Genomic DNA, 12,549 nt, shown 5'->3' with positions numbered 1-12,549 from the left:
AGGAAATTGTCGCCTGAGCAATCCGTCATGGGATTATCTCGATACCGAAAACCCAGACCGCCAGCGGCACCGGCATCACCGCCAACGCAACCGTCAGGGCCACGGCGGCTGGCTTGAAGAGTCGGCTAAGGCCGGTCAGGAACAGGAGGCCACCCCCGCCGCCGATCACGGCATTGCCCGGCAGATTGATGACTGTCGCCACGACGAAATAGCGATAGCGGGAAATGAAGGGGCGCAGCCATTTCGGCGCGCGGTCGCGCAGCAGCATGACCCGCTCCTCGCGGCTGAGCGGGTGAATATGTGCAAGCAAGGCGCAGGCGCGGCGCATGTGCATATCGGCCAGGATCTGGTGCAGCCGCGCATAGGGCATCCATTCGCCCGCCGCATAGGCAACCATCAGGCCGGTCATCATAGTAAGATAGATCCAAGGGGCGATCCATGCCCCCTCCATTGCAAGCAGCATCAAGCCGATTTCGATCCCCGGCGCGAAGGGAATGGCCAGAAGTAGCGCATAGACCAGCAACATCGCGACCAACATGCCAAGCTGCACACCGGGATGGATGTCCGCAGACCGCGCGGAAAACCAGCCGAGCAACAGATGGACGCCATAGGCGAGGATCAGCAAGAAGGTCAGACGCCCGACGACCCGGAGTACGCGGGCTATCGCGGAACCTTTTGGCTCGTCTGGGAACTCATTCATGCGGTCCCCAAATGCCGAGGCAACACGCGGCGACCGCGCTTGACCTGTTGTTTGGGTCACGTTCCATGCAATGCCTTACAGAGTCTCCGGCGGTGAAAGGTGCCTGACCCGAGGCGGCGTTGCAGGTTCAAAATACATGCGGGACCGACCCGAATTGTGAAAACCGGCAGAATCCGGGCACAGGACGAAATACTTCAAAGTGTGTCCCTTTTCGCAATCAGTGTCCGTCGACTTTATCGGAAGTAAAGAGAAAGCCCCCGGTATCCCGGCAATGTGAGCGCGCTTGGCAAGATTTTCTGATGCCTTGCAGTTCCTCTCGGGGCGACCCGACGCGGGCAATCTGTTCATCGCTGATCGTGCGGGCGCCTCCTCCCGTCCGCTTTCCGATCCTGCCCGATACGCTCGCGATCAAGGCGCGGAACGGATCGAAATTCGCACGGCTGGAAATCCTGCACATATGCCACCACTCGCTGTTTGCGCCGCGCGATTTCGACCTGTCACCCTATTTCCAGATCGTGACGCCGCATCTTGCCAAGGGCTTCGGCCGCAATGTGCTGGAATGGTCGGAACCTGCGCCATATCCCGAACGGGTGAGCCTATCAGCGGCGTAACGCGCGGGCCGCCATCAGGCTGGCGGAGCCGGTCAACGCGGCTACGCTTTCAGTGTTCATGGCGCCATGAGTCCTTTCAGGGCAATGACGGGCCCGCCGGCGGCTGCGGCATCGTCGGGATCATGCGTGACCATCAGTGTCGGAACGGCGCGGGATTTTACACGCGCAAAGGTGAACTCCCTCATTTCATCCCGCAACCCGGCGTCGAGTTTCGAGAAGGGTTCGTCCAGAAGCAGCGCTGCAGGGTCCGCCAGCAGGGTGCGCATCAGCGCCGCGCGGGCGCGCTGCCCGCCTGACAGCGTCGCGGGGTCGCGTTCGTAAAGCCCGGCCAACCCGGCCTGTGACAGCGCTTCCTCTACCGCCGCACGTCGTGGCGCGCGCCCACGCAAGTTGGCTGGCAGGCCGAAGGACAGATTGTCACCGACCGATAGATGCGGGAACAGCAGCGCGTCCTGAAACATCAATCCGATCCGCCGCGCCTCGGCGGGCAGGTCCGTCACGTCGCGCCCGTTCAGGTGCACTGTGCCCGACAGGTGAAACCCATGCGTCAGATGCCCGCCGATGGCGTCGAGCAGCGTCGATTTGCCCACCCCAGACGGCCCCATGACCGTGACCACATCGCCCGCAGGGATATGCAGGGTCAGCGGCTGGAACAGCGCGGTGCCATTGACCGACCGGATGGAGAGTGCGTCAAGATCAAGGCTCATGTGGCGGAGGCTCCGGAAAGGGCGCGACGGTTGCGGTGCAGGATCGCAGGAATCAGGAAGGCTGCAAGGTAGGCGGCAAAGGGCAGCCCGGCCTGCAATGTCGCATAGACCCCCGTCACCCGGCGGTCGGACCCCGATGACAGGGTCACTGCCTCGGTGGTCAGTGTCGCGATGCGGCCCGCGCCCATGAACAGGGTCGGCAGATATTGTGCTACCGATACGGCCACGCCGATGGCGGCGGCGGTCAGGATCGGGCGGATCAGCACCGGCAGCTTGACCGCCCAGAGCCTGCGCCCGGGCCCGGCGCCAAGGGCGGCGGCGGCGCGGATCATGCGCGGGTCCAGCGCCCGCCAGGGGTCTGACAGTGCAATCATCACATAGGGAAACACGAACAGCGCCTGTGCCCAGATCACGGCGGTGATCCCGCCGGACAGGCCGATCTGCAAAAACCCCACATTCAGACCATAGAGAAACCCGATCTGCGGAATCAGCAGCGGCAGATAGATCAGTGCCTCGGCCCAGGGCGCGCGGCTGCGACGGGCACGATCCTCACCCTCGAGCCAGGCAATCGCCAGTCCCAGCGACAGACCGACCGTCGCGCCGGCCAGGAGCAACGTATTGGACAGCGCTCGCATCCAGCCGTCCTGTGCGCTGCTCCACGGGTTCAGCGACCAGCTTTCCGGCAAGAGCTGCGGAAACGACCACCGCCACGCCATCGACCAGACGACAAGCGACACCATCGCCAACGCCCCCACCGCCATCAGCGCCATCACGAGTGCACTGGCCGCCCACAGCCCCGGCTCGGCTGACGACCCGCGCCCGCCACGCCTGATCCACCAGCGGCCCAGCCTCTTGACGGCTGCCTCGGCGACCATCAGCATTGCCACCGCAAGACCCACGATCACCGCCTGCAGAATGGCCCCCGCCGAAGCGGGCAGGATCATCAATGGGTCAGGGTCGCTGAACCAACGCGTCACCGCGACCGCCAGCGTCGGCGGGTTCGACGGGCCAAGGATGATCGCCATGTCCACCACCGACAGCCCATAGGCCAGCACGACCCAGACCGGCAGCCGGATCAATGGCCAGACCTGCGGCATGATCATCTTGATCCAGACGATCCCGCGGCCATAGCCAAGTGCGCGCCCCGCCGCCATGTGGCGCGCCACGGGGATCTGGCTGAGCGCTGACAGGATCACCAGCAACAGGAATGGCACCTCCTTGATCATCAACCCAAGCGTCAGGGCAAGGCCCCAGCCGTCACTGACTGTGGCGATGTCCGGCGGGCGGTCCCACCCGGCATGGGGTGCGATCATCCGTGCGATCCAGCCCGAGGGCGCCAGCACAAACGCCAGTCCCACCGCCATTGCCGCATGGGGAATGGCCAGAAACGGCGTCAGCATCCGCGCCCCCGCCGACGTGTTCATCCGGGCGTGAACTGTCGCGCAGAAACCGGTTGCCAGCACCAGCGACAGCAGGGTGGAGCCAATCCCGGTGACAAGCGTCAGACGCAGACTGGTGGCAAAGCCCGGCAGGTCAGCCAGTTCGTGCCATGGGCCAAGCGATACCATGTCCTGCCCCAGAGCGGGCAGGATGCCAAAGGCTGCGCGCCCGGTTTGCCACAGGCCAATGGCAATCGGCGCGATCAGGCCAAGCCCGACCACCACCAGAACGGCGGTACGCAGCAGGCGGCCGTCATGGCTCATTTGACGTAACGCCGCGCCCATTCCTCGGTCAGCCGGGTCATCCAGCTGGCGTGGGGTTCAAGCAGCGTCGGGCCAAGCTCGGCCAGGGTCGGCAGCGCCGGGGCAGTGGGCAGGGCGGCGAATGCCGTGTTTGCGGCATCATCCAAACGCGCCGGGTCAAGCACCGAGAACGACCCCAGTACCTCGATATTTTGCATATGCGCCTGTGTTTCCGGATCGAGCAGGAAATTCGCCACGACTTCAGCGCCTTCGGCATTGGCAGCATTATAGGGAATGGCGACAAAGCTGATATTGCCGATGCTGCCGTCTTCGGGCACGAACACCCGCGCACTGTCGGGCAACAGGCCATCCGCAATGGCGGCGGCGGTCGAGGCCGGATCAAAGGACATCGCGATATCCAGTTCGCCGTCGTTCAGCAACTGCTGCTGGACGGATTCGTTCGCCGGATAGGTTTCACCGCCGCGCCACAGGTTCGGGCGCAGCGCATCGTACCACACCCAGAGCGGCGCGGTCGCCGCGTCAAAGGCGGCATCGGTGACCGGTTGTTGCAGCGCGCTTGCATCGGGTGTCAGCTCGATCAACGCCTGCTTCAAAAAGGTCGCCCCCATGAAATTCGACGGATCGGGGTGGGTGACGCGCCCCGGATTGGCCGCCGCCCAGTCCACAAAACCTGCCATTGTGCGCGGCGGTTCGGCCACGCGGGCGGAATCATAGCTGAAGACGAACCGCGCCAGCCGCCATGGGCTTTCCATACCATCCACCGTCACGGTGAAATCGACCGAGGCGGGCGATGTCGGCCCGAGATCCAGATATCGCGCATTGGGCAAGTCGGCCACGAAGGGCCCGTGCAGCAATCCCTGTTCCTTCATCGCCAGAAAGTTCGGCCCGTTGATCCAGATCAGATCCACGCTGCCGCCCTCATCCTGACCGGCAGCCTTTTCGGAAATCACCCGGGTCACGGCCTCGGCGGTGTCGCTCAGCTTGGCCTGTACGACACTGACCCCATAGTGCGCCTTAGTCTGTTCGCCCACCCAGGCAATAAAGGCGTTGGTGCGCGCATCGCCGCCCCAGGCGTTCCAATAGACGGTCTGGCCACGCGCGGCGTCCAGGGTTTGCTGCCAGTCAGCCAGCGCCGGGGTTGCGAGCAAAGACAGAGCAAAGACGAGGGAAAGTTTCATGGGTTCTCCGGAATGTGGCACAGGGTCTTCTGTCAATGACAGCCCAACCGCCAATCTGTTACAGCATCTTGATCAATTTCGCGGAGAAAATGCGCGCCAGCCCTGATGCCAGCGCAGCGCGGTGGTCAGGGCGCAGGCGGCGGCATAGCCATAGGCCAGTACCGGGAAGACATTCGGAAACAGACACATCGCCACGAAGACGGCAATGGTTTCCAAGCCTTCCGTCAGGCCACCAAGGTAATAGATGCCCTTTGCCGGATAGTCCGCGGCGCTTTCCCCGCGCTTGGCCGCGATGGCGGCGAAGGCTAGGAACGATGACCCGGTGCCCACGAAGGCCGCGATCAGCACCGCTGCAGGCAGTGCATTCGCTGCCGGGTCGGCAAGCGCAAAGCCCAGCGGAAACAGCGCGTAAAAGACAAAATCGAGCGCGATATCCAGAAACGCTCCGCGATCTGTGGGGCTTGTCAGGCGCGCCACTGTTCCGTCCAGACCATCGGCCAGACGATTCAGGCCCAGAAGCGCCAGCGCCAGACCATAGGCACCGAAGGCCAGGGCCGGGACCGCCATCAGGCCCACGACAAAGCCCGCAAGTGTCAGCTGGTCGGCGTGGATGCCGCGGGCCGTCAGCCACCGGGCGGGCGGGGTCAGCACCTGCCGCTGCAAGGGGAGGAGTGCCGCATCGATCATCCGAGTCTCCAATCGTGGAAGAGATTCACCAGCGCTGGAACCCTTGGGTTCACATGCGCGCCCCGCCCTTCGCCTGCCGCGTATGTATTCACTTTAGCCCAGATGCGACACCCAGCATCTGCGCATCCCGGCGGCTGCGGCACGAAGGGCACCGGACCGGTGGCGATTATCATCGAGCCTGTGATCCGGCGTTGTCTCTCGCCATTGGCCAGCGCACCCTCGACCTTCCAGAGGTCGATCAGCTTTGCATGACCTTGCAGCACCTCGACTCCCGCATCGGTATAGCGCTCTGCGCTTTAATCCGGTGCGATGTCGGCGATCACACCATGCATCCGCTCCAATGACATTCGCAAAGGAAAACTTCGGTGCAATGCCGTCCAGCCCATACTGCCCAGCACGTGAAGAATTCTGATTTTGCGATATGCCCCCCTCCGAAATATCTACAGTCTCAACTGGCACCACCCGGAAGCTACCGAGCCGCTGTGAGACGCTGCCTCGCTAAGATCAAAGCCAGATATGGAATCTTAGGCTCCTGTGAGATCGCGCGATACCGAAGCGATACCTCTCCGGCGGGCCTTTTCTTATGGAAAAAGCCGAATTCCGGAGGATGCGGTTGTCGGGGGCTGCCAATCAACGCTCGCCCCGGCGATAGGGTTTCATCAATGCCTGCGGCACCCGTGCCCGTCGGGCCATGACCACAAGCGCGACGATGGACAGGACATAGGGCAACATCAGGAAGAGCTGATAGGGCAGCGCCTTGCCGAATGCAGTTTGCAGCCGGAGTTGCCAGGCGTCGAACAGCGCGAAGAGCACCGCCCCCAGCAGGGCGCGCATCGGACGCCATGTGGAGAAGACCACCAGCGCGATACAGACCCAGCCACGTCCCTGCACCATGGTCGGGAAAAAGCTGTTAAAGGCGGCCAGCGTCAGGAAAGAGCCACCCACCGCCATCAGCGCCGATCCGGCGATTATCGCACAGATGCGGATCGCGAGCGGGTTCAGCCCCTGAGCATCCGCCGCATGCGGGTTTTCGCCGGTGATCCGGATCGCCAGCCCCAGTGGCGTTCTGGCCAGCACATAGGCCAGAACCAGCGCACAGGCGATGGCCAGATAGGTCAGCGGTGTCTGGTTGAACAGCGCTGGACCGATGCCCGGCAGGTCTGACAGCACAGGCACGACCCAGTTGGCAAAGGGTTCGACCGTCGGCGGCGTGCCCTGTACCGGCAGGGCAAGTCGGAACACATAATACGACAGTGACGAAGCGAACAGGGTGATCCCCAGCCCCGTCACATGCTGCGACAGTCCCAGCGTCACCGTCATCAGCCCGTGCAGCAACCCGAACATCGCCCCTGATCCGGCTGCTGCTGCGACCCCCAGCCACAGATCGCCGGTGTGGAACACTGTCAGCCAGCCGATCATTGCGCCGAAGGTCATGATGCCTTCGATGCCCAGATTCAGCACCCCCGCCCGTTCGCACAACAACGCGCCCAACGTCCCGAAGATCAACGGCGTGGCGATGCGAAAGGTCGAAGACCACAGCCCGGCCGACATCAGGATATCCAGAAGTTCGTTCATCTTGCGGCTTCCATTCGTCCGCTGTTCGCGAGGTTTCGACGGCTGGCAGCCATCGCGTGGCTCCTTTTCCGCGTTGTACGTGCGGTCATCGCGAACTCTTTTTTGCGCGCGGTCATAGCGAGGTTCCTATTGCGCGCGGTCACCGCGCGACCCTGTAATTGGTGAAGAACAACGCCACCAGCATCGCCAGCAGGGCAAGCGACGTGGTCACATCGGCGATGAAGCTCGGAACCTCCAGCGCGCGCGACATCCCGTCGGCGCCGACAAACATCGCAGCGACGAACAGCGCGGCAAAGATCACGCCGATGGCCGACAGGTTGGCCAGCATCGCGACGACGATCCCGGTGTATCCAAATCCCGGCGACAGCGCGGTCGACACATGGCCCTTGACGCCCAGAACCTCAATCGCGCCGGCCAGTCCTGCCAGCCCGCCCGACAGGCAGGCCACCCCGATCAGGGTGCGCGATATCGGCACCCCGGCGAACCGGGCGGCATCGGCATTGGCACCGGCGGCTTGGGATTGCAGGCCGAACACCGTGAACCGGTTGACCGCAAACACCGCCAGCGCAACGCCTACGGCAATCACCAACCCCCAGTGCAGTCGGGTCTTTTCGATCAGTTTGCCCAATCGCGCCTCGCTTGGGACAGGCACGGATTGCGGCCAGCCAAAGGCAAGGGGATCGCGCAGGAATCCCTCGATTGCCAGCGAAACGAACAGCAGCACGATGAAGTTGAGGAGCAGCGTCGTGACAACCTCGTCCACGCCGAACCGCAGGCGCAACAATACCGGCACGACCAGCAGAACCGCCCCGGCCAGCGCTCCGCCCAGCAGTAACCCCGCAGAGAACGGCAGTACGTTCCCCAAAGCGGCGACGGCCAGCGCGCCGATATAGAATTGCCCCTCGGCGCCGATGTTCCAGACCCGGGCGCGGAACGCCACGGCGGCGGCCAACCCGGTCAGGATCAACGGCGTGGCCCGGGTCAGCGTCTCGGTAATCGCCAGGCGCGACCCGAAGGCGCCGATGGCGATCCGCTTGTAGGCCTCGATCACCGGAGCCCCTGACAGGGCAATCAGCCCCCCTGCCACGGCCAGCGCAAAGGCCAGTGCCAGCAGCGGCGCCCCAAGGGTCAGCAGGGCAGGGCGGTGCACCCGCCGTTCAAGCCGCATCTGTCACGTCCCATTCCCCTGCCATCATCAACCCCAACCGTCGGGCATCCAGCGTATCGGTGGCCACCGGGGGCGACAGACGTCCGCCGACGATGGCTTGCGCCCGGTCGGCCAGCGCCAGCACCTCGTCCAGATCCTCGGAAATCAGCAACACGGCACAGCCCGCCGCCCGCGCCGCAAGGATTTCGCCATGAACGGCAGCAATTGCGCCCTCGTCCAGCCCCCGCGTCGGCTGGGCGGCAATCAGAACTTTGGGCGCGTCGATCAGGTTGCGCCCGAAAATCAGCTTTTGCATGTTACCGCCTGAAAGCAGCCGGGTGGCGGTATCGGGCGTGCCACCGCGCACGTCGAAGCGTTCGATCACCTGCGCGCAGAATTCCCGCGCCGCACCGGCACGCACGATCCCCCATTTTGCGAAACGAGATTCGCCCAGCCGCTCCAGAATGGCACTCTGCCAAAGGGAGAAATCGCCGATGGCGCCTTCGGTGTTGCGATCTTCGGGGATGCGCGCGACGCCCTTTGCGATCAGATCGCGGGGGGACAGGCGACCGGAATTCTGTCCGGCGATGGTCAGCGTGCCCGCGCTGGGGCTGACCAGCCCGCTCAGCAGATGGGCCAGCGTGGTCTGGCCGTTGCCCGACACGCCGATGATGCCCAGAACCTCGCCCCGGTGGATGCTGAAATCGACCGCGTTCAGCCGGGTCACACCCGCCGTCACCACACTCACGCCTTCGGCGCGGACCATGGCCGCGCCGCGCATCGCTTCGGTCCGACGGGGGCGTTCCACCCGCCGTCCGACCATCAGCTCGGCCAACTCATCCTTGGTCGTCTCCGAGGTTGCGCGTTCCGCCGTCACCCGGCCCTGACGCAGGACGACGACGCGGTCCGCACCCTCGATCACTTCGTTCAGCTTGTGGGAAATGAAAATGACCGACAACCCGTCCGCCGCCATGCCACGCAGAACTGTAAACAGCCGCTCGGCCTCGGGGCGGGTCAGAACCGCGGTGGGTTCATCCAGAATCAGTACCGTGGCATCATTGTACAGCGCCTTGAGGATTTCGGCCCGCTGTTGCTGCCCCACCGACAGATCGCCGACCCGCGCGTCGGGGTCCACCGTCAGCCCGAAACGCTCGGCCAGATCGGTCAGCCGCCGCCGCGCCGCCCGGGTGTGCGAGGCAGGCGCGAACAGCGGTTCGGTGCCGGTCATGACGTTCTCAAGTACTGTCAGATTGCCCGCCAGCGTGAAATGTTGATGCACCATGCCCACCCCGGCGCGGATTGCATCGCGGGGACGGCCCAGCACCAGATCACGCCCATTCACGCTGACCCGGCCCGTGTCGGGCATGTAATGGCCGAACAGGATGTTCATCAGCGTCGTCTTGCCCGCGCCGTTCTCCCCGAGCAGCGCCAGAACCTCGCCCCTGGCCAACTGGATCGATATATCCTCGTTCGCGGCGACCGTGCCAAAACGCTTGGTGATCCCGCTCATCTCCAGAACGGGGCCGGGGGCGGGCGCGACATCCGGTTTCTTCTTTGTATAAATACTCATTACCCCGTCACTGCCCGTGCCCCGCGGAAAAAAGGGGGCGCAACGCCCCCCACCGTGTTTATACCGGTTCGCTCTGGTCCACCGGCACTTCAAAGGTGCCGGCCTTGATCGCGGCGCGGACTTCCTCCATCGGGCCGATGGCCTCGGCGGGGACCATGGATTCGGAAAAGACGATGTCGTTGCCGCCTTCTTTCATCAGGCAATAGGGGGTGTAATCCCGCCCCGTCGCATTGCCCGCCAGTTTGTCGGCCACGGCAGCGGCAAGAAGCGGTGAAAAATACCACATTGCGTTGGCGAACACCGTTTCGGGATAGCGGGGGGTATAGTCGATCAGCGATCCGATCGCGCCCACGCCCCGCTCTTTCGCCGCGTCCGCCGTGCCGATCCTTTCGCCAAACAGGATGTCAGCACCTGCGTCGATCTGAGCCAGTCCGGCCTCGCGCGCCTTAGGTGGGTCAAAGAACGTGCCGATGAACCCGATCAGGTGTTCGGCATCGGGGCGAACGGCGCTTACACCAGCGCGGTAGCCGTTGATCAGCATGTTCACCTCGGGGATCGGAATTGCCCCGACCGCGCCAAAGATGCCTGATTTGCTCATCGGTGCGGCAAGCATGCCAGAGAGATAGGCCGCTTCGTGGTTCCAGGTGCCGAAGGTGCCGAAATTTTCGCCCGAGGGGCCGCCGGAACTGCCCATGAGATAGGCCATGTCAGGGTAATCGGCGGCGATCTCGCGGGCTTCCTGTTCGACGGCATAGGATTCACCGACGATCATGTCGACACCCTGTTCGGCATATTCGCGCATGGCGCGGCCATAGTCGGTGGCGCTGACGCCTTCCGAAAAGACATAGTCGATGCTGCCTTCGCTGGCGGCGTCCAGAAGGGCGCTGTGCAACCGGCTGTTCCAGGCGTTTTCAACCGGGCTGGCGTGAATGCCGGCCACCTTGATCTTGGCCTGACCGATCGCGGCCGGGGCGTAAAGTCCGGCCGCAGTCAAGGCCGATGCGGTTTGCAGGAACCTGCGTCTCTTGAGTCTCATCTTGTTTCCTTCCCTGTTTTATTCTTGGTTTGCGGGGCGTAATCGGCTGAATTCACCGCGTCCGGGCGCCCGTTCAGGCTCAGCGTGCTGATTTGCGGCGCGCTTTGGGCGATCACCTTGCCTGCCTTGATCACCGCCAGACGTGTGGGGCGCAGGCGCAAGGCCTCGATCGTGTTTCGGGCCTGCAACAGAACCATATCGGCGGGATTTCCCACAGCGATGCCATAATCGGGCAACCCAAGGGCACGCGCCGGGTTGATCGTGACCGCATCAAAGGCCTGCCGGATCGCCTTGCGCGAGGTCATCTGTGCCACGTGCAGACCCATCCCCGCGACTTCAAGCATGTCGCCCGAACCCATGGAATACCATGGGTCCATCACGCAATCATGGCCGAACGACACGTTCAGCCCCGCCGCCATCAGTTCCGGCACCCGGGTCAGTCCCCGTCGTTTGGGATAGGTGTCGTGGCGCCCCTGTAGCGTGATATTGATCAACGGGTTGGAAATCACCTGAATGTCGGCCTCGGCCATCAGGGCGATCAGTTTGCTGACGTAATAGTTGTCCATCGAATGCATCGAGGTCAGATGCGACCCCGCCACGCGCCCCTGCAACCCAAAGCGCACGGTCTGTTGTGCCAGAGTCTCGATGTGGCGCGACATCGGATCATCGGATTCGTCGCAATGCATGTCGACCGGCAGCCCCCGGTCGGCGGCGATGCGGCACAGAAGTTCAACGCTTTGCGTTCCTTCCGCCATGGTGCGCTCGAAATGCGGGATGCCGCCGACGATGTTCAGCCCCATGTCCAGACTGCGGTTCAGCAGATCGACTGCGCCGGGGCTGCGCAGATATCCATCCTGTGGAAAGGCGACCAGTTGCAGGTCGATATAGGGTTTCACCAGGCGCTGCACCTCCAGCATCGCCTCGGCGGTGCGCAGGGTCGGGTCCGAGACATCCACATGGCTGCGGATCGCCAAAAGTCCGCGCGACACGGCCAGATCGCAATAGCGCAGTGCGCGCTCGACCATCGCCTCGACTGTCAACTGTGGTTTCAGCTCGCCCCACAGAGCGATGCCTTCCAGCAGGGTGCCCGACTGGTTCATCCGCGGCATCCCAAGCGACAGCGTCGCGTCCATATGGAAATGCGCGTCGATGAAGGGCGGTGAAACAAGATAGCCGGAACAATCGATCGCGGTGCCCGCATCGCCGGGGATACCGGGTTCGATGGCGGTGATCTTGCCGCTGGTCACGGCGATATCCAGTCCGGTACGGCCGTCGGGCAGGGTTGCGTTCTTCAACAGCAGGTCGGTCATCGGCAGCCTTTGGGATTCGGTCGGTCAACAGGGGCGACAATACAGGCAAATCCCGGGGGTGCGAGAGGCGGGTTGCCCGGACGTGGAATTTTCCGCAACGAACTCGGTAACCTGTCGGGCAGGCCGCCGATCACCGGGCCGAACAGAAACTGCATCACCGCGAATGAAAACGGCAGGATCGCGCCCCAGACGGCAGCCTGAGCCAGGGTTCCGCCGCCGACTTCACGGATCAGATCCGGCATGACTGGCAAGATCAACCCGATGCCCATGGCATCGATCATCACCGTGATCAGGATGAAAGCCAGCGGCAGCCCGTCGCGCAAGG

At 63.7% G+C, this 12,549-nt stretch carries 11 protein-coding genes and 1 pseudogene; 1 reads left to right on the top strand and 11 read right to left on the bottom strand.

What is annotated here, in order from left to right; all coding sequences use genetic code 11:
- Positions 1 to 25: 25 nt before the first annotated feature.
- Complete coding sequence (locus FQ320_RS15195) at positions 26 to 700, bottom strand: hypothetical protein (RefSeq protein ID WP_148473731.1); 675 nt, start codon at positions 698 to 700, stop codon at positions 26 to 28.
- A 299-nt stretch (positions 701 to 999) separates the two neighbouring features.
- Between FQ320_RS15195 and FQ320_RS15190 the strand changes: the two genes are divergently transcribed.
- Positions 1,000 to 1,311: a hypothetical protein gene (locus tag FQ320_RS15190; RefSeq protein WP_148473729.1), complete on the top strand. Its 312-nt coding sequence runs from the start codon at positions 1,000 to 1,002 to the stop codon at positions 1,309 to 1,311.
- Positions 1,312 to 1,367: 56 nt separating this feature from the next.
- On the opposite strand, the gene FQ320_RS15185 is transcribed toward FQ320_RS15190, so the two are convergent.
- The 10 genes and pseudogenes from FQ320_RS15185 to FQ320_RS15140 form a co-directional block, all read right to left on the bottom strand.
- Positions 1,368 to 2,018, bottom strand: a complete 651-nt coding sequence (locus tag FQ320_RS15185; RefSeq protein ID WP_148473727.1) for an ATP-binding cassette domain-containing protein — start codon at positions 2,016 to 2,018, stop codon at positions 1,368 to 1,370.
- Positions 2,015 to 3,721, bottom strand: a complete 1,707-nt coding sequence (locus FQ320_RS15180) for an ABC transporter permease (protein WP_148473725.1) — start codon at positions 3,719 to 3,721, stop codon at positions 2,015 to 2,017. The genes FQ320_RS15185 and FQ320_RS15180 overlap by 4 nt, the downstream gene beginning before the upstream one ends.
- On the bottom strand, positions 3,718 to 4,899 hold the full coding sequence (locus FQ320_RS15175) for an ABC transporter substrate-binding protein (RefSeq protein ID WP_148473723.1): 1,182 nt from the start codon (positions 4,897 to 4,899) through the stop codon (positions 3,718 to 3,720). The genes FQ320_RS15180 and FQ320_RS15175 overlap by 4 nt, the downstream gene beginning before the upstream one ends.
- Before the next feature lie 72 nt (positions 4,900 to 4,971).
- On the bottom strand, positions 4,972 to 5,586 hold the full coding sequence (locus tag FQ320_RS15170; RefSeq protein WP_148473721.1) for a CDP-alcohol phosphatidyltransferase family protein: 615 nt from the start codon (positions 5,584 to 5,586) through the stop codon (positions 4,972 to 4,974).
- Positions 5,587 to 6,216: 630 nt separating this feature from the next.
- Entirely contained in the window at positions 6,217 to 7,161 is a 945-nt protein-coding gene (locus FQ320_RS15165) for an ABC transporter permease (protein ID WP_148473719.1), read from the bottom strand.
- Positions 7,162 to 7,300: 139 nt separating this feature from the next.
- A complete protein-coding gene (locus FQ320_RS15160) occupies positions 7,301 to 8,329 on the bottom strand; it encodes an ABC transporter permease (protein WP_148473717.1) in 1,029 nt (342 codons plus the stop codon).
- On the bottom strand, positions 8,319 to 9,878 hold the full coding sequence (locus tag FQ320_RS15155) for an ABC transporter ATP-binding protein (RefSeq protein WP_148473715.1): 1,560 nt from the start codon (positions 9,876 to 9,878) through the stop codon (positions 8,319 to 8,321). The genes FQ320_RS15160 and FQ320_RS15155 overlap by 11 nt, the downstream gene beginning before the upstream one ends.
- A gap of 58 nt (positions 9,879 to 9,936) precedes the next feature.
- The gene (locus tag FQ320_RS15150; protein WP_148473713.1) at positions 9,937 to 10,914 is read right to left on the bottom strand and encodes a BMP family protein; all 978 of its coding nucleotides are present in this window, start codon (positions 10,912 to 10,914) and stop codon (positions 9,937 to 9,939) included.
- The gene (locus FQ320_RS15145; RefSeq protein ID WP_148473711.1) at positions 10,911 to 12,224 is read right to left on the bottom strand and encodes an amidohydrolase family protein; all 1,314 of its coding nucleotides are present in this window, start codon (positions 12,222 to 12,224) and stop codon (positions 10,911 to 10,913) included. The genes FQ320_RS15150 and FQ320_RS15145 overlap by 4 nt, the downstream gene beginning before the upstream one ends.
- A gap of 110 nt (positions 12,225 to 12,334) precedes the next feature.
- Positions 12,335 to 12,505 (bottom strand): annotated as a pseudogene (locus tag FQ320_RS15140) (tetracycline resistance MFS efflux pump); the annotation flags it as partial.
- Between the last annotated feature and the right edge of the window lie 44 nt (positions 12,506 to 12,549).

It is taken from the genome of Oceaniovalibus sp. ACAM 378 (assembly GCF_008085915.1).
Taxonomy (GTDB): domain Bacteria; phylum Pseudomonadota; class Alphaproteobacteria; order Rhodobacterales; family Rhodobacteraceae; genus Oceaniglobus.
This window is presented reverse-complemented; position numbering and strand designations above follow the sequence as displayed.